The organism is Aminobacterium mobile DSM 12262 (genome assembly GCF_000526395.1).
Taxonomy (GTDB): domain Bacteria; phylum Synergistota; class Synergistia; order Synergistales; family Aminobacteriaceae; genus Aminobacterium; species Aminobacterium mobile.
This window is the reverse complement of the sequence record NZ_JAFZ01000001.1, coordinates 509,028-531,397: the sequence shown is the minus strand read 5'-3', so window position 1 is coordinate 531,397 and position 22,370 is coordinate 509,028. Positions and strand designations below refer to the sequence as shown.

Annotated in this window: 21 protein-coding genes; 8 read left to right on the top strand and 13 right to left on the bottom strand. The window is 43.1% G+C overall.

All coding sequences use genetic code 11. The features are described from left to right. Positions 1 to 138 precede the first annotated feature (138 nt). The 6 genes from K360_RS0102480 to K360_RS0102455 form a co-directional block, all read right to left on the bottom strand. Positions 139 to 1,347 (bottom strand): pyridoxal phosphate-dependent aminotransferase, encoded by a 1,209-nt coding sequence (locus tag K360_RS0102480; protein WP_024821607.1) that lies wholly within the window; start codon positions 1,345 to 1,347, stop codon positions 139 to 141. A gap of 73 nt (positions 1,348 to 1,420) precedes the next feature. Next, positions 1,421 to 2,275: a 3-methyl-2-oxobutanoate hydroxymethyltransferase gene (gene panB / locus K360_RS0102475; RefSeq protein ID WP_024821606.1), complete on the bottom strand. Its 855-nt coding sequence runs from the start codon at positions 2,273 to 2,275 to the stop codon at positions 1,421 to 1,423. A 15-nt stretch (positions 2,276 to 2,290) separates the two neighbouring features. Next, a complete protein-coding gene (locus tag K360_RS0102470; RefSeq protein WP_024821605.1) occupies positions 2,291 to 3,076 on the bottom strand; it encodes an IclR family transcriptional regulator in 786 nt (261 codons plus the stop codon). A 181-nt stretch (positions 3,077 to 3,257) separates the two neighbouring features. Continuing rightward, positions 3,258 to 4,046: an exodeoxyribonuclease III gene (gene xth / locus K360_RS0102465; RefSeq protein WP_024821604.1), complete on the bottom strand. Its 789-nt coding sequence runs from the start codon at positions 4,044 to 4,046 to the stop codon at positions 3,258 to 3,260. A 47-nt stretch (positions 4,047 to 4,093) separates the two neighbouring features. Beyond that, a complete protein-coding gene (locus K360_RS0102460; RefSeq protein WP_024821603.1) occupies positions 4,094 to 6,241 on the bottom strand; it encodes a methyl-accepting chemotaxis protein in 2,148 nt (715 codons plus the stop codon). 102 nt (positions 6,242 to 6,343) lie between these two features. Then, the gene (locus K360_RS0102455) at positions 6,344 to 7,342 is read right to left on the bottom strand and encodes a 2-hydroxyacid dehydrogenase (RefSeq protein ID WP_024821602.1); all 999 of its coding nucleotides are present in this window, start codon (positions 7,340 to 7,342) and stop codon (positions 6,344 to 6,346) included. A 166-nt stretch (positions 7,343 to 7,508) separates the two neighbouring features. Between K360_RS0102455 and K360_RS0102450 the strand changes: the two genes are divergently transcribed. Next, positions 7,509 to 7,982 (top strand): ferritin-like domain-containing protein, encoded by a 474-nt coding sequence (locus tag K360_RS0102450; RefSeq protein WP_024821601.1) that lies wholly within the window; start codon positions 7,509 to 7,511, stop codon positions 7,980 to 7,982. Between the two features lie 55 nt (positions 7,983 to 8,037). Here K360_RS0102450 and K360_RS0102445 read toward each other — a convergent pair whose 3' ends face one another. After that, a complete protein-coding gene (locus tag K360_RS0102445; protein ID WP_024821600.1) occupies positions 8,038 to 9,540 on the bottom strand; it encodes an AMP-binding protein in 1,503 nt (500 codons plus the stop codon). A gap of 168 nt (positions 9,541 to 9,708) precedes the next feature. Here K360_RS0102445 and K360_RS0102440 point away from each other — a divergent pair, with 168 nt between their 5' ends. Then, positions 9,709 to 10,890: an amidohydrolase gene (locus tag K360_RS0102440; protein ID WP_024821599.1), complete on the top strand. Its 1,182-nt coding sequence runs from the start codon at positions 9,709 to 9,711 to the stop codon at positions 10,888 to 10,890. A 180-nt stretch (positions 10,891 to 11,070) separates the two neighbouring features. Continuing rightward, positions 11,071 to 12,288 (top strand): iron-containing alcohol dehydrogenase, encoded by a 1,218-nt coding sequence (locus K360_RS0102435; RefSeq protein ID WP_024821598.1) that lies wholly within the window; start codon positions 11,071 to 11,073, stop codon positions 12,286 to 12,288. Positions 12,289 to 12,377: 89 nt separating this feature from the next. Here K360_RS0102435 and K360_RS0102430 read toward each other — a convergent pair whose 3' ends face one another. Continuing rightward, entirely contained in the window at positions 12,378 to 12,791 is a 414-nt protein-coding gene (locus K360_RS0102430; RefSeq protein WP_024821597.1) for a hypothetical protein, read from the bottom strand. A gap of 89 nt (positions 12,792 to 12,880) precedes the next feature. Here K360_RS0102430 and larB point away from each other — a divergent pair, with 89 nt between their 5' ends. Then, entirely contained in the window at positions 12,881 to 13,636 is a 756-nt protein-coding gene (gene larB, locus K360_RS0102425; protein ID WP_024821596.1) for a nickel pincer cofactor biosynthesis protein LarB, read from the top strand. A gap of 72 nt (positions 13,637 to 13,708) precedes the next feature. Here larB and K360_RS0102420 read toward each other — a convergent pair whose 3' ends face one another. After that, positions 13,709 to 14,866 carry an amidohydrolase gene (locus K360_RS0102420; protein ID WP_024821595.1) on the bottom strand — a complete coding sequence of 386 codons (1,158 nt, stop codon included), beginning with the start codon at positions 14,864 to 14,866 and terminating at the stop codon, positions 13,709 to 13,711. A 144-nt stretch (positions 14,867 to 15,010) separates the two neighbouring features. Here K360_RS0102420 and K360_RS0102415 point away from each other — a divergent pair, with 144 nt between their 5' ends. After that, positions 15,011 to 16,234, top strand: a complete 1,224-nt coding sequence (locus K360_RS0102415; RefSeq protein WP_024821594.1) for an HD domain-containing protein — start codon at positions 15,011 to 15,013, stop codon at positions 16,232 to 16,234. Between the two features lie 5 nt (positions 16,235 to 16,239). Here the strand turns inward: K360_RS0102415 and K360_RS0102410 are convergent, their stop codons facing one another. After that, complete coding sequence (locus K360_RS0102410) at positions 16,240 to 17,424, bottom strand: M20 metallopeptidase family protein (RefSeq protein ID WP_024821593.1); 1,185 nt, start codon at positions 17,422 to 17,424, stop codon at positions 16,240 to 16,242. Positions 17,425 to 17,556: 132 nt separating this feature from the next. On the opposite strand from K360_RS0102410, the gene K360_RS11295 reads away from it, so the two are divergent. Genes K360_RS11295 through K360_RS0102395 form a run of 3 tightly spaced genes read left to right on the top strand, consistent with a single transcriptional unit; the run spans position 17,557 to position 18,673 of the window. Then, positions 17,557 to 17,715, top strand: coding sequence for a hypothetical protein (locus tag K360_RS11295; protein WP_156923321.1), 159 nt, complete (start codon positions 17,557 to 17,559; stop codon positions 17,713 to 17,715). A 15-nt stretch (positions 17,716 to 17,730) separates the two neighbouring features. After that, the gene (locus K360_RS0102400; RefSeq protein ID WP_024821592.1) at positions 17,731 to 17,964 is read left to right on the top strand and encodes a thioredoxin family protein; all 234 of its coding nucleotides are present in this window, start codon (positions 17,731 to 17,733) and stop codon (positions 17,962 to 17,964) included. Between the two features lie 4 nt (positions 17,965 to 17,968). Then, entirely contained in the window at positions 17,969 to 18,673 is a 705-nt protein-coding gene (locus K360_RS0102395; RefSeq protein ID WP_024821591.1) for a cytochrome c biogenesis CcdA family protein, read from the top strand. Positions 18,674 to 18,999: 326 nt separating this feature from the next. Here K360_RS0102395 and K360_RS0102390 read toward each other — a convergent pair whose 3' ends face one another. The 3 genes from K360_RS0102390 to K360_RS0102375 all read right to left on the bottom strand — a co-directional run bounded on the left by K360_RS0102390 (position 19,000) and on the right by K360_RS0102375 (position 22,114). Next, the gene (locus tag K360_RS0102390) at positions 19,000 to 19,965 is read right to left on the bottom strand and encodes a DUF72 domain-containing protein (protein WP_024821590.1); all 966 of its coding nucleotides are present in this window, start codon (positions 19,963 to 19,965) and stop codon (positions 19,000 to 19,002) included. Between the two features lie 188 nt (positions 19,966 to 20,153). Further along, positions 20,154 to 20,876, bottom strand: a complete 723-nt coding sequence (prxU, locus tag K360_RS0102385; RefSeq protein ID WP_274532062.1) for a thioredoxin-dependent peroxiredoxin — start codon at positions 20,874 to 20,876, stop codon at positions 20,154 to 20,156. Positions 20,877 to 20,944: 68 nt separating this feature from the next. After that, positions 20,945 to 22,114, bottom strand: a complete 1,170-nt coding sequence (locus K360_RS0102375) for a hypothetical protein (protein WP_034326195.1) — start codon at positions 22,112 to 22,114, stop codon at positions 20,945 to 20,947. Positions 22,115 to 22,370: the final 256 nt, after the last annotated feature.

Genomic DNA, 22,370 nt, shown 5'->3' with positions numbered 1-22,370 from the left:
CGTTATTCCTTACTGTATTCTTTCTACAAAAAAATCTTCCGTTTTTTCCCGCCATCTCTCCAAACCTCCCTCATTTTCCTGAGAGAAGTGTAGCAGGAAAATATGATTAATGCAAGCGGTTGCATAAAACTTTTTTCGTTACGCTTTTATAGCTTCTATACGTCCTGGATAGACTTCAAGACCCGCTTTTAACACCTCCATCGCTCGGACCAATTCCTTTTCTTCAAGTACATAGGCAAGACGGATCTCATCTTGTCCCAGGCCCGGTGTAGCATAAAACCCTTCCCCAGGAGCTGCCATAACTGTTTCTCCATTGCCATCAAAATTTTTTAGCATCCAGATAATAAATTTTTCTGCATCATCCACCGGCAACTTAACCATCATATAAAAAGCGCCCTTGGGCTTTTCGCAAATAACCCCTGGCATACACTTTAGGGCTTGATACATAATATCTCTTCGTTTCTGATATTCCCTGTTGACCTCTTGAAGATATGAAGGCGACGTTCCATATAGAGCAACAGCTCCCACCTGATCTATAGTAGGCGCACTCGTCCGACTCTGACACAATTTTACTATCTGTCCCATAAGGTCCTTGTTCTTGCTCACTATACATCCTATACGGGCACCACAAGCACTGTATCGCTTAGAAACAGAGTCCATAATGAGAACTCGATCTTCTACATCCTCTAGATTTCCAAAACTCACATATTGAAGACCATCATAAACAAATTCCCGATATACTTCGTCGGCAACAATATAAAAATCATGTTTAAGGGCCAAATGCCCTATACGCTCCATATCCTCTCTTGAATAGACCATACCTGTCGGATTGCCTGGATGGCACATTACGATGGCCCGCGTACGGGGGGTAATTTTCTTCTCTATAGTCTCTGTCGGAGGGAGCCGGAACCCCTCTTCGGCTTTAGTTGTAATAGGAACAATTCGAGCGCTGACCCACTCAGCAAAAGGATTATAGTTTGCGTAAAAAGGTTCTGGAATAAGGATCTCATCACCAGGATCGCAAAGAGCTGTAAATGCGAAGACTATAGCCTCGCTGGCCCCAGCTGTAATGAGAATATTTCCTTTCTCAAGATCTATGTGATAGTCCTTGTAGTACTCTATAATCGCTTCGATCAGTTTGGGATTCCCCTCGGAGGGGCCATAAGCCAATACATCCTCATCAAAATGGCGTATGGCTTCAAAGAAAGAGGGAGGAGTTTTTATATCAGGCTGTCCAATATTTAAATGATATACTTTTTTCCCTCGCGCTTTCGCTTCAAGCCCGTAGGGAGCTAATTTACGAATGGGGGAAGCTTGCATAGCATAGATACGTTCAGAGAATCTCATACGTCTACTCCTTTCAACTTTTAAAAAAAGGCGGCCCAGAGGACCGCCTTGCTTTTGTTGTTGTGTACAAAAACTATTCAAACTCTTTAAGCATGGCTTCAAATTCTTCTTCTTTCCCAGGCAGAATATGATATACATGATCATCTGTAGGAAATTGTCCCGTCTTCACATCTTCAACATATTCTTTAAAAGCTCGAATCTCTTCTGCTGCAAGGTTAGCATATTTTTTAACAAATTTGGGGGTAAAAGCCTCAAATAATCCTAACATATCCCCACAAATCAGTAGTTGGCCATCGCAAGGAATTCCTGCTCCTATAGAATATACTGGTATCTCAAGTCTTTTAGCTATAAATTCTGTCAACTCTGGAGGAACTGCCTCAAGTAGCAATGCATAGGCACCCGCCTCTTGAATAGCCAAAGCATCTTTTATGAGCTCTCGAGCACTCTCCGGATCTCTCCCCTGTGCTTTAAATCCGCCAAGCTGTCCAGAACTTTGAGGTGTGAGTCCAATGTGCCCCATTACAAGGATACCCGCGTCAGCGATAGATCGGATACGGCTGATCACTCTCCGCCCGCCTTCCAACTTTACGGCATCCATATCTGCCTCTTTTAAGAATCGACCAGCATTGAGGACAGCGTTTTCATCGGAAATCTGGTACGACATAAAGGGCATATCTCCTACACAGAAAGTATGAGGAGCTCCCCTGCGTACCGCTTGACAATGACGGATGCAGTCTTCCATAGTGACAGGGATAGTACCTTCATAGCCTAGTACCACCATCCCAAGAGAATCCCCTACAAGAATCATATCCATGCCAGCTTGTTCTACAAAAGATGCGGTAGGAAAGTCATAAGCCGTAACCCACGCTACTTTCTCTCCATTCTGCTTCATTTTTACAAAATCCAAACGTCCTTTCTTCTTTGCCATAAAACTCGCCTCCTCCTATAATGAATCAGCGCCTGTAAAACCCAGTCGCCTCGACACCTCCAAAGAGGCTCTCTGCAAAGCCTGTATCAATTCCTCTGTACGAGAGGAGGTAAAAGATACAGCCAACGCCGAAGAGCTTAATGCAGCAATAATATGACCTCTATCATTTCGGATTGGGAGCCCCACACAACAGAGACCTTTCTCCAGTTCCTGATTGTCCTGCGCCCAACCACAATCCCGAACTCGCCGCAATTCTTCAAAAAGGACCTTTTTAGTTGTAATAGTTTTAGCTGTATAGGGAAAAAGAGGAAAAGAGTACATTTCTTCGATAAAAATATTAGGAAGTTCTGACAATAGCACTTTTCCAGCGGCAGTGCAGTAAAGAGGAATTCTTTTCCCCACATGGGAGTAATGGATATGTTGCCCTTCCGGTTCCACCTTTTCAATGTAAATACCCTCGTTCCCATCCCGGATAACGAGATGAACCGTGATTCTCAATTCATTGGCTATACGTTGCATAAAAGGTTCTGCACAATGACGAACATCTAGCGATTGACGAACTATGTTACCTAGCTCAAAAAGCCTTAGCCCTGGAATAAATGTTCCTGGACTTCTTCCTTCCTCGATAAAACCATAGTCTACAAATACTCTCAAAAAGCGATGAACAGTGGATTTGGGAATAGACGACAAAGAGGCAATCTCAGTTGCTGTTAAAGAGGGACGGTCAAAAGAAAAACATTGAAGAATAGTAAGAGCACGTTCTAACGTCTTCATCGAAGAAGAGGCTTTTGTCTTTTTCAAGGACAACACCTCTTTTTAGATTCTCATAATATGATATGCCCTTCTCATATTGTAATATTATAGTGTTTTTCAAAAAATATTTCAATAATAAAAGTTGAACGACCAAGGTGGTAGCCCCTTAATAGCAAAACTAGGGCTACCACCGATTAATACTCTGGAAACATTTGGGCTCATAAAATATTTATTTTAGCTCAAAAATACCGACAACAGGTGTATGATCTGATGGTTTTTCCCAACTTCGCGGCTCTCTGTCTATATAGCAGTCAACAGAACAGACAGCAAGAGGGGGTGTCGCGAGAACATGGTCGATTCTCCACCCAATATTTCTCGCCAAAGCATTTTTTACCCTATAATCGAAGAAGGAAAAATCTATTACATGAGGGTGATATTTTCGAAAAACATCCACAAACCCCCAGGCTTTCACTTCTTCAAACTTATTTTTTATGTCTTTGTGAAAACACACGTGATCTCCTTTTCGTTCAGGGCTCGTTACATCTATATCAGTAGGAGCTACATTCATATCTCCAACCCATAATAGGGGCGTATGAGGTGAAAACTCCCTCTGAAAAAGATTGAGGAGACGATCGAAAAAACGGTGTTTCGCCTGATAGTCCGGATGATCAATGCTCTTGCCTTGAGGGACATACGTATTAATAACATGGATACCGCATATGGTTCCTCGCACTATCCTCGTTATAGGATCAGGATCTTCACCATCATTAAATCCAAACTGAGGGTTCTCTATTGCATGACGGCTTAAAAGAGCTACACCGTTATAGGCCTTCTCTCCTTTAAATATGAGAGAATAACCGAGTTTTTTAAATTCTTCCTGAGGGAAAAATTGATCTTCCGTCTTGGTCTCTTGAAGACAAAGAACATCAACTCTGTTTTTCTGAAGCCATTGCAAAAGGACAAGCATGCGACTTCGCACAGAGTTTACATTAAAGGTAGCAACCTGAAATAGTGCCATGTTTTTCACCGCCTTATACTCTATGTTTTATTCTGTGAATCAGATTTTTATTGATCTCCTGAAATTGACGAGTGTGGAGTTAAAACAGCTGTTTTTTCTCCTCCTCGGACTGCCCCTTTATCCGGCAAAGCATTGCCAGAAGAAGTAGAAACTCTCTTAAGAGTAAAAGTATCCATCAAATGGGACACCTGTTCTGAACCATGACTCACTCCCTCTGCTTCTCGTGCCACACTCTCAGCAGCCTTTACTGTCTCTTCACCTGCTTGCCGAATAGTAGCCACCATCTGCCTCATGCTACGAGCCGCAGAAAGAACACGTTCTACCGTCCCTTTCATTTCTTCACCAGCCAGAGCCTGATTCTGAGCCAAAGCAGCAAGGGCCTGGATAATTTCATCTATTTTTGCCGTTTCAGAGAGAGCATCTTCCATGCCTTTTCTCGCATGGCGGGCATCTACCACTGTACTTTTCATGGTTTCTCCTGTTTCTCGAATAGCATCTATAGAAACAGAGGCATCTTTTTGTAGCTCTGAAATTTGCGACTCAATATTTCGAGCAGCTTCAGCCGACTCCTCTGCCAATTTTCGAACTTCGTCAGCTACAACTGCAAACCCTCGCCCAGCATCTCCAGCTCTGGCAGCTTCAATAGCAGCATTGAGCGAAAGGAGATTCGTCTGATCTGCTATAGCCGTAATTACATTCACAAAACCTGAAATATTCTTAATAGAAGAACCAAGACGAGCTATTTTAGACTCTGTTTCCTTCATCTGATCTTCCACATGTTGTATAGAGCTAATAACGGCCTCAACTCTTGACGCAGCCTCTTCTGAAAGAGAAGCGGCGAAAGCCGATGTTTTTGCCGCTTCAGAAGAGGAATGAGCCGATTCTGATGCATTCTCTGCTACTACGTTAACAGCATCTCCAGCTTGTTCCAAAGCATGCCCACTCTCCTCAGAGAGGGTGTTGAGCTCTTCTAAAGCACCCCGAATTTCCTCCATAGAGGCCGTGCTTTCCTGAGACAAGGCAGCAAGACTCTCTGCTCGCTGAAGGGAATTATATGCATTACCTCGCACTTCCACTAAAGCATTCCGAAGAGAATCTATCATGGCAGAAAGAACATCTGCCATATGGCCGAACTCATCTCTCCGTTCCGCTCCAAAATCATCTCTTCCCCAAGAGAGGTCTCGTTCTGCCGCCCTTTGGGCGAGACAAACAACTTGACGAAGGGGCGTTGTTATATGACGAGACAAAATCAATCCGGTCACTACACACGAAAGGACCATAAGAGAAGCCGCAAGGAAAATATAGCGAAGGGCCGTATTATTCTGTTCTGCAAGTTCTGGTCCCAATTTTTGCTGGAAGGACTCTAAAGCTTTTTGAATAGAAGCTATTTGCTCCTCCATTTTGGAGCCGAGTTCCTCTATCGTCTCCGACCGAATAGCCCGACGTTTCGTATCTATTTCCACTATAGTAGGTATTTGTTCTTCAAAATTTTTTAACGATTCAGTAAACTTCTGGAGGTGGTCACGCCCTGCCTCATGACCTTCAACCATCATATCAAAAAGAGGCATATACCCCGAGAGATCCACTAGTTCTCGCTTTAACTTACCAATAAGAGTCTGATCTCCCGTTTGAAGATAATGGATTCCGTCAGCCTTGGCCAATAAGAGACTCCTCACCCCTAGTCCTGCATAATATGAAAGGCTGGCATTTTGATTCTTCTCCGCTTCCACCATAAGAGCAGTTAACTCCTGTTCCATAATTTCACTCTGATTGAGAAAGCCTGTCTGAAAAAGAATCTCCATGTCGTCATTCAATTGAACTGCTGTTTGAAAGGCTTGATTATATTCATCGAGAAGAGAAGAAATTATATCTATTTTTTCTTTCTGTTCTGTTTTTTCAACATTAGAAGCAAGGCGAGAAAGAGCCGCCTCAAAAGCCGCCTGAATATCCCGGTACTGAATTTGATCCTCAACTCTTCTGAATTCAATGTACCGCGTGGCGGAAGCTTTAAGGGACATAAGCGCGACCTGTACTTTTGCACTTTCATTGCTCACTTCAGCTAAACGCTGATATTGTAATAAGCCTAAAGAAGAATGATTCAAGGACCTATAGCTTAACCATCCTACCACCGCCATAAAAAAGATCAGAGCCGCGAAAGCCGCCGCAATCTTTCGCGACACGCTTCCATACGACATAACATTACCCCCCCCATCTATGGATTAAAATACAAAAACTGCTCCTCTCCCATATAGTATTTCTCTTTTAACTTCCCCTTCCTCGAGCTTGTCAATTGCTAGTCAATCGGTAAGAACATAGTCTTCTCGATCTATAGAGCCGTGCCACCTTTTCCCCTCAAGGAAAAGGGCTATATTTCGAGCCGCCACTTCGCATGCTTCAGCCATGGCACCAGCTACATAATTAGAATTGTGGGGGGAGCCAAGAACGTTAGGGAGTTCAAGGAAAGGATAGTCCACATGAAAATTGTCTCTGCCCCATGTAGGTTCTTTCCACCATACATCAAGACCTACCTGGAAACTGGGGTTTCTTTTCAGATGTTCATAAAGGTCTTTTTCTATTATGAGAGGAGCGCGAGCCACATTAATCAATATGGCATCTTTCTTCATTATCGACAATTCCTTTGTGCCAATAAACCCCTTCGTTTGTTTTGTAAGAGGAAGTGCCAGTAACACTACGTCGGATTCCTTTAAGACTTGAGGCAACTGATAAAGCGTTCCTATAAAATCTACTGGAATTGTCGTCTTACCACTGGTATTTAAAGCCATGATTTTCATGCCAAAAGCTTTAAATAACGTTGCTGTACGTTGCCCTATTCCTCCAAAGCCTACGATTCCAGCCGTCATTCCTTTCAGATTTCTTAAGACATATTTCTCTCTGTCGAATTCTCCTTGTGCCAACTTCAAATGAAGAGGAACGAGATGTCTTGCGAGCGCCATAGTCAAAGCTACAACATGCTCTGCTATTTGATAGGCCCACCCTCCGGCATTACATGCTATAAAGAAATGTTGAGGCATTTCAGAAAAGGGAAGATAATCTACACCTGCAGAAAGAGTCTGTAACAAGCGCAATTTTTTGAGCAGGGGGTACTCTTCTTTATGGATTTCACGATTAAAAAAGAAAGATATTAAAACATCAGCTTCTTTTAAGAGCGACACTCTATCTTTGCAATCATCCAAATAAAGCACTGTCGCTACTCTTTCAAGAGGGGCTTCTAGCTTTCGCCGTTCTTCCGGCGTCAGCGCACATGAAACTACAACAAGATTTTCTTTTTTACTCATCTAATTCCCCTCCTTAATTCTCGATTCTCCCTTTTAATTTTTATATTACACTATTCTCTAGCTCGTAGCTCATATTGTAGTACTGTAATGATATTTGCAAATACCTTTCCAAAAAGTATATACTTTATAAGTAATACTATGTTCATTCGAGACTGGAGGGATAAATATGACATCAGAGTGCTTTGAAATGAAAGAGGCTCTCAGGTATGGTATACATGCTGAAATAGAAGCCAAGAACTTTTACCGTATCTGGGCTGAGAGTGTTACAAAACCTCATGAGAAGAAAGAATTGATGGAATTGGCAGAGTGGGAGAAAGAGCATGAAGAAGACCTGAAGAAGCTGTACCTAAAAATGTATGGTGAAGAATGCCCTATAGATCCTCATATGGTTGTCTCTCCTGAACTGAAGGTACAGACCAAAGACTTCGGAGATGTAACGTCCCTTCTACGCATTGCTTCTGCTGCATATTTATCGGAAATGAGAGCGAAAGAATTCTATGAACGCCTCGAGAAAGAGAGCGCTGGCGAAACAGCTATTATGTTTGGCAAGCTCAAAAATATGGAAAGTGGTCATATGGACATTACTAAGAAAAGGTATATGGCTATTCGGGAAGACGTTGTAGGATTTCGAGCATTCTAAAGAACAAGGGGGCCCCTCGGAAAGGAGGGGCCCCTGCTTTTCTCAGACCGGATTTTTATGAGTGTTTTACCTCTTCTTTTTTCCTCAGAAGGCGACGAAGTATCTTTCCTGTACTTGAGAGAGGAAATGCGTCTATAAATTCTACGCTCCGCGGCACCTTATAATGAGCTAAATGTTTTTTGCAGAAATCAATTACATCTCTTGGAGATAAGGCAATTCCTGGCGCTTTTTTTACATACGCTTTAGGAACCTCTCCGTTAATCTGATGGGGAATTCCTATTACAACAGTTTGCTCTATTGCCGGGTGGGTCTGAAGTATAGCCTCCACTTCCTGGGGATAAACGTTAAATCCTCCAACAATAATAATATCTGTCACCCTATCGAGGATTCTGACATACCCGTCTTCGTCAATCTGAACATAATCACCTGTGTTGAACCATCCTCCATCGAAACGCCCCGCCGACTTTTCAGGATCTCTAAAATATTCAGCCGCGACAGAGCTTCCTCGAACCCATAAAACTCCTTCCTTGGAAGTTTTTACATCTTCCCCATGTTCATTTCCAAGTTTCCACTGATATCCAGAAATAAAAGGACCGACAGTTCCAAGTTTTCGCTTGGCATAAGACGGATTTACACATACAACGGGAGAACACTCTGTCAATCCATACCCTTCAAGCACACCCACCCCAAAATATTCCTTGATTTTTGAGTCTAACTGTATGTTCAGCTTATCTCCCCCACTTATAATAAGCTTCACATGATCAGGTTTAGGAGCACCGTGGTCAATAGAAGAAAGCAGGAAAGAAAGCATTGTGGGAACTACAAGCAAAACATTTGTTTTCGACACACAAATAGCCTCTAGCGTCTTATGGGGTGGAAGAAAAGAGGGCAAAATAGTCTGTTTCATACCACAGAGCAGGGGCATTACCCCCGCTACTGTAAAGCCAAAAGAGTGGAAGTTGGGCAGCACATTAAGGAAGACGTCCCCTTCGGCCAACTCCGTCAACTCTTCAAATACCGTCGTGGCATTATGAATCAAATTAGAGTGGCTCAAAGGCACAGCTTTTGGCCGGCCAGTTGTGCCAGACGTAGCAAAAATTACAGCTAATTCTTCATCGCCTACCACAGACTGGCGTCCCGATATATGCGGAAGGGCCGCATCAAGAGGAGAAACAAAGAAAGGGATCTCCTTTGAAGCCAGAGCTTCTTCCAATTCCTCCATCTTTTCAGACATTATAACCGCAAAAGGATCAATAAGCTCTAAGATCCCAAGAGTCGTGGGAACTCCCGCTCGAGTATTGATAGGAGCTACGGCACCACCCAGTGCCCAAGCAGCTAAAGAAAGCGCCAATACAGCTGGAGAATTAGGCATCATTACAGCCAATCGATGCCCTTTCCCGAACCCTGCATCTCCCAAACTTTGCCTATACTGAGCAGCTAAACATGCAATATCCTCTCCTGTCCACCACTCACCGCTCCACCAAAGGATAGGTTCTGCCCAGTCTTTTTTCAGCCTGTTCATAATTACCTGATCTAGCCTTGTTGCCTTTGTGTTCATACTTTCCTCCAAATAGTGAGGGTCCAGTTCAAAAATACTGGCCGATGATAATTTTACTTTGAAACAGCAATAAGATCAAAAATAGTATATCTCTTAATAGAAGAGGTAGGAGTAGGCCACATCATGTGATAGGATTATTCTTCATATAAACAAAAGGAGGCTTTTTCGTTGAACGAATTGAATAAATACAAAGAGCTTATCTCTACTCTGGACACGACCATAGAGAAAAACGTAGAAACTGTATGGAAATTGAACCTATATATGGCCTCTCACCCTGAATTAGGTGAACAGGAATTTGAAGCGAGCCGAAAAATGAACGATCTTCTCGCCCAAGCTCATTTCGAAACAGAATATCCTTACAGTGACATTCCAACCGCTTTCTGTGGCAAAAAAGGGAAGGAGACGCCCCACGTAGCCCTTCTGGCAGAATACGATGCGTTACCTGAAATAGGCCATGGATGTGGACATTGCCTTCATGGTTCCATGACTCTCTTGGCCGGACTTTCTCTTTCCCCTCTCATGAGATCTCTTTCTACTGGAACTCTTTTTGTAATAGGGACTCCGGCGGAAGAAACAAACGGCGCTAAAGTGACTCTTTCAGAAAAGGGGATTTTTGATTCTATGGACTTAGCCATGATGATCCATTGCAATGATAATGTAAGTTATGTACCTTATCGGTCTCTAGCAATGGATGCCATTGAATTCACCTTTACAGGACAAACTGCTCATGCCGCTGGAGCTCCGTGGGAAGGGCGCAATGCCCTTAACGGCGTCCAACTTTTCTTTCATAGTATCGATATGCTACGTCAACATGTAAAGCCAGGAGTCAGAATGCATGGCATCGTTTCAAAAGGCGGAGAAGCACCAAACATTGTTCCAGATTTGGCCTCAGCCAAGTTCTATTTCAGAGCTCCAGATAGAAAATATCTAGACATTGTTTTGCAAAAAGTCTTTAAATGTGCTCAAGGAGTGGCTCTAGCCACCGAAACAGAAGTTGAATGGAAGAATGTAGAATTTAGTTTCCACGAAATGCGTCCCAATAAGGCTGCTGAAGACATGATGGAGGGAGTGTTTGCCGAATGCGGCATATCTACAACCCCAGCTCCCGGCGCTGGCGGGTCAAGCGACATGGGCAATGTAAGTCAACATTGTCCAGCCTTGCAACCTCTACTCTCTATTACAGACATGCAAATACCTCATCATACACGAGAATTCGCACAAGCAGTCACAACACCACGAGCAAAGGAAATGTTGAAAATTGGCGCTCAAATATTAGGAAGAGCTGCGCTCCGATGCTTTACCGACCCTCTATTTTGTGAGGCTATAAAAAAAGAATTTCTCTCTTATTAACATGAAATAAAAGAGGGGCTAACTCTTTTCTTCCTTTCTAGCCCCTCTTCTCTTTTCTTCCTTATTTAATGTATTCTTTATACGATATATATCTTGAGTCCCATTGACAGCTCTTTTTTGCAATGGTAATCTTCTCTCGTTGCTGGTGAAAAATATAACTTTCACAAGGGGTGAAAAAGAATGTGGGACCATAAAGTTGCTATTAACGAAATTAGAGAGATCAGAACGAGAACCACAGCCTATTTAGGAGTTGGCGCCATTAAAAAAATAGATGACATTATAGAGGCCCTCGCCTCTCAGGGTATAAAGCGAGTTCTCTGCGTAACAGGGCATAGCTCTTATAAGAAAACAGGGGCTTGGAATTACGTAATAGCTGCCTTTAAAAAACACGGCATAGATTATGTTCTATACGATAAAGTAACACCTAACCCTACCGCAGATTCGGTGGATGAGGCCACTCAGATGGGACTTCAATTCAAAGCCCAGGGAGTTATTGCCATTGGAGGGGGAAGCCCCATAGATGCAGGAAAAAGCGCAGCAATTCTTATGGAGTACCCTCATAAAACGGCACGGGAGCTTTTTGAACTTACTTTTATTCCCGCTAAAGCAGCGCCTATCGTTGCTATCAATTTAACCCACGGGACAGGAACAGAAGTAGATCGTTTTGCAGTAGTGAGCATTCCAGAGAAAGAGTATAAGCCAGCTATTGCCTATGATTGCATATATCCTCTTTATGCCATTGACGATCCGGCTCTCATGACGGGCCTTTCCCCAGACCAGACTCGATATGTCTCTATTGATGCCGTTAATCATGTGGTGGAGGCTGCTACTTCTGTTGTAGCAAGTCCTTACTCCATCCTTCTCGCACAGGAAACTGTCCGACTAGTATCTACATATTTACCTCAAGCATTGCAACATCCTACAGATTTAACAGCCCGGTACTTTTTGCTCTATGCCTCCCTTATAGCCGGGATAAGCTTTGATAACGGGTTGCTTCACTTTACTCATGCTTTGGAGCACCCTCTTTCCGCTGTCAAACCAAATCTTGCTCATGGGTTAGGGCTGGCCATGCTTTTACCAGCAGTTTTAAAGCAAATCTATCCTGCCCAGCCAGAAGTTCTTGCTGCTCTTTTTACACCTGTCGTTGGGATCCTTAAAGGAGAACCTGCAGAAGCAGAGAAAGTGGCAAAAGCAGTAGAAAAATGGCTCTTTGACCTCGGGGTAACATCTAAATTAGCTGACGAAGGGTATAAGGAAGAAGATTTGGACCGACTTACAGAGTTGGCCATGACCACCCCTTCTCTCGATGGGTTATTGAGCGTAGCGCCAGTGCCTGCTTCCAGAGACACTATTCGGACGATCTATAAAGAATCTATGACTTCTTATTCTGCTCGATAAAGCACAGAAGATATATTAAGTTAGGGCGGGTTCCCAACCGCCCTTCCAACAACAAAACCGGGGAGTGTAAATACTCCCCGGCCCCCTTTTTATAGAATATGCCAGTATCCATCCACTTCAAAAGGCAAATTTATAACCTCGTCGCCCTTGACCGAAAAAATTTTTTCCCACGAAGGATCACAACGAAGAGGAATGCAAGGATTGCCACGTTTATCCTGCCATTGAAGAGGCAGCTTGTATTCAAGAGACTCCACAAAAATACCACGTTTTTCCTTCATAAAACATTTAAATAAAACAAATTCATCAAGCCCAAGAAACTCATCGGCATATCCTTTTGCCATAGAAGCAATGTGCCGCGGAATAACATTATAATTTTGTAACAAAAAAGGATATGGAGCGATACGAATACGCTCTGCTCTAAGGGGAACCCATACAATACAAGCACATTTCCTGCCTTGCCACTCGTCAAACTTAGAAAAGGCTCGAAAAACTGTCTCTGCCATGGGGAAAAGCCTCCTTGTTTTTACCTCTCTCTTGTCTGTACAATAGCTCTTAATTACTATTTTTTCAAAAGAAAGCTATGGTGATCAAAATGAATGACTCCGATCTGAAAAGAATGATACAACAACTTCGCGAAGGAACCTTAGACGCAGATACTTTTATCCAGCATGTAAAAACCTTGCCTTTTCAAGATTTGGGAGAAGTGAAGCTCGACACTCATAGAGCTCTCAGGAAAGGATTTGCTGAGATTGTTTATTGTCCGAACAAAAGTGAGGAACAGCTGCAAACTATTGCTGAGGCCCTTTCTGACAGCAATGAAAATATATTATTTTCCAGAGCAACATTGGAACAATATAAAGTTGTAGCCAACATTCTTCCTGATGCGCATTATCATGAAAAAGCTAGGATCATCGGCATAAAACGTCGAAAAATAGAGCCCGTACTAGGGCTCGCTATCATTAGCGCAGGAAGCAGCGATGTCCCTGTAGCAGAAGAAGCAGCCGTTACTGCCGAGTATATGGGGTGCACTCCCAAACGACTTTACGACATAGGCATAGCAGGGCTACATCGTTTGCTCGCTCACATCGAAACCCTCCAAACATCCCTGGCCATCGTAGCCGTTGCAGGTATGGAGGGAGCCCTTCCGAGCGTCTTAGCCGGTTTAGTTTCATGCCCGGTCATAGGGGTTCCAACTAGTACTGGGTACGGTGCTAACTTAGGGGGAATTGCGCCTTTGCTGACTATGCTTAATTCTTGCGCCACAGGAGTAGCAGTCGTTAATATCGATAATGGATTAGGTGCCGGTTACCTCGCTGGGCGCATTGTTCTCCAGGCAACACAAAAATAGCTTTGCCCGCTTTTTCAGGGGAAACCGCAGGAGAGGACTTATGTACAACATAAGCCTCTCCTTGCATTTTATTTATGAGAGTGAATAGGCCTCTTCTCCATCAATAAAGGTTTTAAGCACATGAGATCGGGCATCCAAAGGATCTCCATCCCAAAGGACTATGTCTGCATCTTTCCCGGCTTCCAGAGAGCCCACCTTATCTGCAATACCAAGATGCTCAGCACCCCAGAGAGTCACTGCCTTCAACGCCACCTCACGAGGAAGACCCGCATGGCAGGCAAGAGAGGCACAAACTATAAACTGGTCAATAGGAATAACAGGATGGTCTGTAATGATGCAGAAATGCACCCCTGCGTTGTAAAGAGCCGTCAATGTCTCCCAGCTCTTATTTTTCAACTCGAGCTTCGATCTCCCTACAAGGGTGGGACCTACTGCTGCCATTACATTTTTTTCAGCAAGATATGGTGCCATAAGATGGCCTTCTGTACAATGCTCTATGGTGTAAAGAATTTGAAACTCTTCTGCGATACGAATAGCCGTAGCAATATCATCGGCTCGGTGAGAATGGACACGAAGCGGCATCTTTTTTTCAATAACAGGAAGCAATGCTTCCATCCCCAAGTTTTTCTCAAAAAAATCCCCTTTTCGCTCCGCCTCTTCCTTTTTTTCTCTATAGTTCAAGGCATCATTCAAAGCCTGGCGCATAAGAGAAGCACTCCCCATACGGGTCATGGGTGTGTTTGATTTTTCTCCATAAACGCGCACCGGATTTTCACCAAGAGCAGCTTTCATTCCGGAAGGAGCCTGTACCACCATTTTATCTACTACGTCGACACGGGTCTTTAAAATAGCACCCTGCCCACCTACCACATTCGCACTGCCAGGTAACACTTGGACACAGGTAACTCCTCCAGAGAGAGCATCCACAAATCCCGGATCATGAGGATACACTGCATCAAGTACTCGAAGTTGAGGAGTTAGAGGATTGGTTTTCTCGTTTCCATCAGCCATGCTCTCAGGGTAGCCCTGAACAAAAACACCGAGATGTGTATGAGCATCTACAAGACCTGGGGAAACAAACAAACCTTTCCCATCTATAACATCCGCTCCTTCTGGCGGGACAAGTCCTTCTCCCACTGCTAAAATTCCTGTGTTATCGAAAAGAATCGTTCCATTCTCAATTGCATCTCCTGTTACAGTTTCAATAGTTGCCGAGACTATGGCTTTCATAAAATTCCCTCCTAAATACGTCGTTTTCTGTATACGCTCCACAAAAGTGTACCTTCGACATTCTCTGGAAGCAAGAGGTGTTATAATTCCTTCAAGTATGCTTGTTTAGATGTTCCTACAATCAGGAAGGGGTGTACTCCTGTTATGATCAATCGATCTCTCATAGAAAGAATTTTTTCCGCGGCCAGCATCGAGCGATGGAACGACCATCCCAGGCCAATTCAATTTACAGAACTCGCTAAACAGGCTCATAAAATGATTATAGCTTACGTTATTGCAAGGCATGAGGAAGATCAGGGGACAACCATACAATGGCATGCCCTCATAGAGGGAGGAATATTTGAATTTCTCCACCGAGTTATTCTTACTGATATTAAACCACCTGTATTCCATAAATTAATGGGCCATAAGATAGAGAGAGATAAACTTAATCTCTGGGTTATAGATCGTTTTAAACATGAGCTGGAATCTTTAAGACCTCAGCTTCTAGAACGGTTCAGAGATTATCTTTTAGACGAGTCTCCTTCCATACATCTCGAGCGCCGCATTCTAAAAGCAGCACACTATCTTGCGACAAAATGGGAATTCGATTATATCTACGAATGGAGCCGTCCTCTTTATGGTATAGAAGGAACGAGAGACGAAATTAACCGACAAATAAAAGAACACGACGACTTAGGTGCGGTAAAAACCATGCTCCTTGGCCGAGAGCTTCCTGACTCGCAAAAAGGTATTTATGGCTTTATAGCTCTTGTAGGGCAGCTCCGTTTCCAAAAACGCTGGGCTCAAACCCCAAGAGTTCCTGAAACATCTGTTCTTGGGCACTTGCTCATTGTCGCAATTTTATCTTACTTTATGTCTATTGAAATAGGTGCATGTCCTAGGCGACTCTATAATAATTTTTATGGAGGGCTGTTTCATGATCTCCCCGAGGTTCTAACTCGAGACATTATTTCCCCCGTAAAAAATTCTGTGGAAGGACTTGACGATCTCATAAAGGAATATGAGCGTCAAGCTATGGAAGAAAAAATTTACCCCCTCATCCCCATAGACTGGAGGCCTGAAATCAGGTACTTTACAGAAGACGAATTTTGTAACCGTATATGGCTGGAGGGAGATAAGATTCCCACGAACCTAGAAGATCGGGAGCTGGATAGCTCGCAAAATAAAGACGAATATAACCCTATTGATGGGAAAATAATCGAGGCCTGCGACAAACTTTCCGCTTTTGTAGAGGCCTCGCTGTCTATGCGCACCGGTATTACCTCTCCTGCTCTGGACGAGGCAAAAAGGAAACTCTACTCTCGATATGCCAATAAAAAACTCTATGGCTTTCCCGTAGGACAGCTCTTCGATTTCTTTTGGTAATTTTATTATGGCTTACTCAAAAATCGAAGAGCTATAGCCGCTAATACAGAGGCTCCTACTGGAAGACATTGTTCGTCTACATCAAAGAAAGGACTGTGGAGAGGGTATGTTATGTCTCTTTCTTTATTACCGGTCCCTAATACAAAGTATGAACCAGGAGCTTTCTGCAAAAAGTAAGCAAAATCATCTACACCCATCTCCGGCTCTTTCATAATGAAAACCTTTTCCCGGCCAAGGACCTCTCTCCCCACATCTGCAACGAGGTCTGTCATGCTCTCATCATTAATCAGGCTGGGGTATCCTTCAGTAAAGACAACTTCTCCAACGGCTCCCAGTGTATCTGGAATATTCTGCGCTATGCAGCGGACTAAAGCTCGTACTTTCAAGCGGGTATCGGGATCCATAGTACGAACAATGCCTCTCATTTCCACCTCTTCCGCAATAATATTTCCAGCTGTCCCCCCATGGAAAGAACCTACTGTCACCACTACAGGATCAAAAGGAGACGTTCTTCTGCTTACAATCTGCTGAAGAGCCGATATCATCTCTGAACCAATAGCTATAGCGTCAATTCCACGATGAGGCTGAGCGCCATGACTTCCTTTCCCATGAATGGTGATATGAAACATATCAGAAGCCGCCCTGAACTTACCATACCCTACTCCAATAGAGCCTGCCGAGAGCTGTGGATCGCAATGGAGACAAAAGACTCCATCTACGAGAGGGTTTTCCATTACTCCTTCGCTTATCATGGGAAGAGCCCCTCCATCTGTCTCTTCTGCAGGCTGAAAGAAAAACTTTACTGTCCCATCGAAGGTATTGCGAGACTCTGCCAATATTCCAGCAGCCCCCAACAGAGAAGCCACATGAACATCATGTCCACACGCATGCATCTTCCCCTCTATTTTTGAAGAATACAGAGCTTTTGTTCCTTCACATACAGGCAAACCGTCCATGTCTGCGCGAAAAGCAACGGTTTTGCCTTCTTTTCTCCCTCGCAATACGCCAACTACTCCTGTTTTGGCAACTCTAAAATGCTGAATACCCACTTCATCAAGTTTTTTCTCTATAAGAAGAGCTGTTTGTTCACACTCAAAATCAAGTTCAGGGTGCTCATGAATTTTTCGACGTATAGCAACAAGCTCTTCGTACCTTTTTTTAGCCATCTCATGTAAAAATTCAAGACTCATAGTGTCGCCCTCCCACACGTAATGAAGGTATCATATCAGAAGAACAATATATTTGTGGCTCCTTTGCAAAAATACCCTTGACGGGTACCATGAATTCCGTATAATCGTTTCATTACAAGGAGGTGGCCACATATGAATAGAAGAAAGGTAACAATCATCCTTCTCCTCTTCTTAGCTATAGCTGGAACTTTTTACATTAGAGAGAGTAAAGTGAAACAGGAAAACACCGCACTCAACAAAGAAATTAAAACTAATCTTCCTTTAATTATAGACCTTAGCGCAGCGGGATGACCTGCGTGCACAGAAATGTCCAAAGTTTTGGACGACCTAACAGCTCAATATGGAGATTCTATTCGAGTAGAGAAAATAGATGTCATGCAAAACTCCGACCTGGCCCGCAAATATGAGGTCAAGTATGTACCAACCCTTGTGTTTTTGAACAGTACGGGAGGAGAACTCGGAAAAGAGGTTGGTTACATGTCTCTAGAAGAACTCCTTATGAAACTAGACGTGCTGGGAATCCATCTCGAGAAGAAATAAAACCATGGGAAACATATTTGAGACCATCTATATTTCTCTTCACAGTTCAAGTGGCTTCGCTCTTTCAGCTGCCTTTATATGGGGAATTTTCAGCATTCTTTTAAGTCCATGCAACCTTGTAACCATACCACTTGTCGTTGGATACATTGAAAGCACCCGAGGGGAAAAAAGGGCGAGTGCCTTCGCTATTTCTCTCGCTTTTTCGGCAGGAATTTTTGTCAACCTTGCCCTCGTAGGCATGGTGCTCACATCTACAGGCTTACTCATGACAGATATAGGGAAATATTCCAACTACTTTGTCGCTACTATATTCTTTCTTATAGGCCTTCATCTTCTTGATGTCATCAAGCTTCCGTGGTTTGGGCAAAAGGCCTTGAAACCAGGGAAAAGAGGGGGGCTTGGGGGAGCACTCGTGTTGGGAATTTTATCAGGCCTCGCATTAGGACCATGTAGCTTCGCTTATGTGGCTCCACTTTTGGCTCTTACTATCAAAACAGCAACGACAAACCTGCCGTTTGCACTTCTTCTTGTAACTTTTTATGCTCTAGGGCACTGCTCTGTTATTATTTTTGCAGGAACTTCCGCAGATTTTGTCTCTAAGTTTTTAAAGTGGGACGAAAGATCCCGTGCACTTTCTAGAGTTAACTATTTATGCGGTATTTTAATTATTCTTGCGGGACTCTACTTTATATATACAGCACCTACATAAAACAACAATTTAAAGAGGGGCTGTACCCTTTCTACAAGTCCCTCTTATTTTCTTTCCCTCCAGCTTTCTGGCTGGACTGGGTTCCCTACCGGGAATCTTACAGGGATTATTCCCTGATTATGTTTTCTATTCAGTTGTCCCATCACGGAAGGTTCTCTAGAACTTATTTTCCCATCCCCTCCTTCGTGGATCCTTTTGTTCATTTGTATTGTACAAAACTCTATTCCATATATCAAAAGGCCTAGCAAGCCTCACGAGACGTTAAGAGCCTCTAGGAGCTTATTTTCAACAATAAATCGAATAAAAACTGTAATTATCATACGTTTTTAAATTTTTTCTCTTGATCTACATTTCTCTCCTTCAAAATTTAACGTCTTTTGAAAAAGGCCTTCTTTAGGAGGGGCTATTTCAAAAAGCTTCTGCATCTGCAATGCATTGCTCACCGCAAAGTTCCTATAGCAATTATTAAACATGATAAAAAGAGAGGGAACATGATCTTTTAAACAAAGAAGAGAATCTTTCCACTGAAGAAGTTCTTCCTCTTTATAACGATAACGGAATCGGTCTTGAACTGAAGCTCCTTTTTGCTCCCATGCGGACTTATTTCTTCCATGAAAACGGACAACACCTCCCCATGCCGCCGTCAGAAACATCTCTGGAGGAACCGTCCAAGACAATTGAGGTTCATCCACCATTACGTAAGCCATATTTCCATCCTTTAAAAGAGACTCGAAGCTTTTACGTCCCTCTCTCAGCCAGCTTCCGTTTCGGACCTCAACAGCGATCTTGAAAGGAGGAGCCATAGAGGCAACGTGTTTTAAATAATTTATGGAAGATGAGGAATACCCCAGCCATGGAGGAAGCTGGAAGAGCAGGTAGCCTAAACGCTTCATCTGATGTAACGGTGTAATAAGGTTTATGAATTGTTTCCACAAGGTTCGACGCAGAGAAAAAGGGATAGCTTGATGAGCTATTTTATCGTCCTTTTTTAAACGCGCTGGCAATTCTTTACGCAACCAAAGAGGGAGGCTCCCATATGCAATTTTGTGAAAAGTGAATAAGCCATAGGCTTTAATATTAAATATAAAATTCGGCGGCGTTCGAAGTGCCCACCGAAACACCGTGGTTTCTTGGGGAAGAGCATAAAAAGTACTGTCTACCTCCACCGTTTCAAAATTCTGAGCATAATGGTGCAACCTTGAAGCGGGAGTAGATGCTTCCCTGGGATACCAACCACTTTCAACGAGAGAACGATCGCTCCATGAACATGTACCAACAAGAACTCTTCCCATCGCCATCACCTCGAATATATTCTTAGCTATACCCTTGAGGGAGGTCTAACGTTCCAGTTCTTTCTTATGTTTATATTGTACCAAGAGGAAACGATTGATATAAACGGAAGAAGATGTCAAACAGCAACAAACAGGGGCTGCTCTTTAGAGCAGCCCCTGTTTATTTATCTCTATTGGACCTCGCTATATTATTTCTTATATTCGTCGCGAGGAGTCCATTTTTCCCAAACTTTACCAACCAGGTTAACGCCTGGCTCTAGTGTCTTCCCTCCTGGATGCCACCCTGAAGGGGTTACCTGTTTCCCCTCTGTCTCCCGAACTAATTGGAACGCTTTAATCTGACGGATTGTTTCGTCTACATTTCTACCCACTGGCGGAGTTAACACTTCCATGGCCTGGACAACACCATCGGGATCAATAATAAAACGTCCACGAACATCCACTCCAGCCTCTGGATCATACACTCCATATGCACTTCCTATATTGCCGCCTCCATCGGAAGCCATGTGGAATGGAACATTTTTGCCTGCCATTTTTGAAAGTTCCATGTCATTCCAAATTTTGTGAACAAACTGGCTGTCTACACTCATAGAGATAACTTCCACGCCAAGGTCATGAATTTCTTCATATCTGTCAGCAACTGCCGACACTTCCGTGGCTCAAACGAATGTAAAATCTCCTGGGTAGAAACACAGCAAAACCCATTTGCCAACAAAATCAGATAAACTGACAGTAGTAAAATTTCCATTGTAATATGCTGGTGCTGTAAAATTCGGAGCTTTCCTCCCTACCATAATGGACATGCCTTTCGCCTCCTTTTCAGAAACACTCCTCAAATCCTCTTTTGGCATTTCCTGTCCCTCTACCACTGCTGAAGGAACAACACATCCACTCTTTTTCTTCTCTACCATCCAGTACACCTCCTTAATGAGAATTAAATTATACCATAGTAGGGTAAAAAGTGTTAGACTAATAAAACTTATAACGGAGAAGAAAGTATTGGCTCTAGTATTTTTCGTATATCTGAGAGCCACCATTTAAAATCTACAGCTTTTACGAGACTTCCGAGAGTAAAAAATTCGTCCTTTACACTCCCTGCGCTATCACGCTCTTGAGCTTCAGAGAAAGAAAGAGTTGAAAGACGATAGATTCGATCTCCTTTATGGCGAAGTGTTGCCTGTTCAGGGGAAAGACATACTGCCAATTTATCCTCTTCCCCCAACTCGCAAAATATCACTTTGTACGGGACGTCCCCAAGAACCCCTTCAGGAAAAATCATCCGTTTCTTTCTTTTAAAACCCTGTTCCAACAAGGCATTCTCTCCGTCATAAGATTCTTCTCTTTCAATATCATTTAATAACGCCCAATGCCTCACATATCCTCGGACTTTACGTTGAAAATGAAGAAGAGGTTTTCGTATCTTGCCCTCCGCAGAAGGAAGCTGTTTCAATGTATCCCATACTTTGCCTTCTTCTGATACTTCTTGCCAAAAAAAGTCAGAAACATCTTGTGTATCTTCCTCCGCCAGAGAGAAACCGAGAAGAAGAGCTGCTGCTGAAAAGAAAAGGGGACGATACCATCTTTCAGGATTACAAGACGTTAATTTTCTTGTAATGCCAAGAGATCGTAACCCAAACACTGAACGCTCTCCATCTTTTACCGGAATAGACAGATCTTCCCCTATCAAAACCTTCTCTTCTTCTGACAAAGGGAAAGAGGGGAAAAAAGAAGCTTTTTCTACTCCATTAATCATATTTACCAGCCACAAAACCTCTCTCTTTTCCTCAGGAAGCATGGCAAGGTCTTCTTTCGAAAGTACAGTTTTGGGCTCGTGGAGATACTCTACAAAAAGGAGAGCCGTTTTCCACAAAAGAGCTTTGTAAGGAGCATAAGATGCCTCTGTTCTAAGGAGCTCATGTATTTGAGGAAGGATATCTTGAATTGGATATTGCTCAATCTTGCCATCACTTTTTTTAAGAGAAATAGATTTATTCTCTCCTTCAAGCCATGAGAAACGAACTGTTCTTCCATTCCCTCTCCCCTTATTGAAAATAATAAGCCGAGGAACGGCCCCCCGAGACCAAAGCTGCAAACATAAATGATCATCTACGTCTACTGAATTGATGATGTTCTTTTCTTCCTTTTTCAACGGCCATTCCTTCCTTCTTCTCAATATTGACATATCCTTCTTAACGACAACCCTATATATCATCGGCTTCGTTCATGGCAACATTGAATAAACACACTCGCTGGGGGTATTATAGTGAGTAAAAAGCTACACGTTATTGCCCCACAAAAACACCGTTTGTAGTAGACTCACGAAATATATTATCGTTTTTCGACAACATACGCTATACTGTTAAAGTAAGCTGTGGTACTCAGATATTTAATGGGAGAGAACGTTT

Bases quoted from the DNA above. Each gene is read 5' to 3' on its own strand.
- K360_RS0102480 (WP_024821607.1), bottom strand. From the start codon at position 1,347: ATGAGATTCTCTGAACGTATCTATGCTATGCAAGCTTCCCCCATTCGT.
- panB (WP_024821606.1), bottom strand. From the start codon at position 2,275: ATGGCAAAGAAGAAAGGACGTTTGGATTTTGTAAAAATGAAGCAGAAT.
- xth (WP_024821604.1), bottom strand. From the start codon at position 4,046: ATGGCACTATTTCAGGTTGCTACCTTTAATGTAAACTCTGTGCGAAGT.
- K360_RS0102460 (WP_024821603.1), bottom strand. From the start codon at position 6,241: ATGTCGTATGGAAGCGTGTCGCGAAAGATTGCGGCGGCTTTCGCGGCT.
- K360_RS0102455 (WP_024821602.1), bottom strand. From the start codon at position 7,342: ATGAGTAAAAAAGAAAATCTTGTTGTAGTTTCATGTGCGCTGACGCCG.
- K360_RS0102450 (WP_024821601.1), top strand. From the start codon at position 7,509: ATGACATCAGAGTGCTTTGAAATGAAAGAGGCTCTCAGGTATGGTATA.
- K360_RS0102445 (WP_024821600.1), bottom strand. From the start codon at position 9,540: ATGAACACAAAGGCAACAAGGCTAGATCAGGTAATTATGAACAGGCTG.
- K360_RS0102435 (WP_024821598.1), top strand. From the start codon at position 11,071: ATGTGGGACCATAAAGTTGCTATTAACGAAATTAGAGAGATCAGAACG.
- K360_RS0102430 (WP_024821597.1), bottom strand. From the start codon at position 12,791: ATGGCAGAGACAGTTTTTCGAGCCTTTTCTAAGTTTGACGAGTGGCAA.
- larB (WP_024821596.1), top strand. From the start codon at position 12,881: ATGAATGACTCCGATCTGAAAAGAATGATACAACAACTTCGCGAAGGA.
- K360_RS0102420 (WP_024821595.1), bottom strand. From the start codon at position 14,866: ATGAAAGCCATAGTCTCGGCAACTATTGAAACTGTAACAGGAGATGCA.
- K360_RS0102415 (WP_024821594.1), top strand. From the start codon at position 15,011: ATGATCAATCGATCTCTCATAGAAAGAATTTTTTCCGCGGCCAGCATC.
- K360_RS0102410 (WP_024821593.1), bottom strand. From the start codon at position 17,424: ATGAGTCTTGAATTTTTACATGAGATGGCTAAAAAAAGGTACGAAGAG.
- K360_RS11295 (WP_156923321.1), top strand. From the start codon at position 17,557: ATGAATAGAAGAAAGGTAACAATCATCCTTCTCCTCTTCTTAGCTATA.
- K360_RS0102400 (WP_024821592.1), top strand. From the start codon at position 17,731: ATGTCCAAAGTTTTGGACGACCTAACAGCTCAATATGGAGATTCTATT.
- K360_RS0102395 (WP_024821591.1), top strand. From the start codon at position 17,969: ATGGGAAACATATTTGAGACCATCTATATTTCTCTTCACAGTTCAAGT.
- K360_RS0102390 (WP_024821590.1), bottom strand. From the start codon at position 19,965: ATGGGAAGAGTTCTTGTTGGTACATGTTCATGGAGCGATCGTTCTCTC.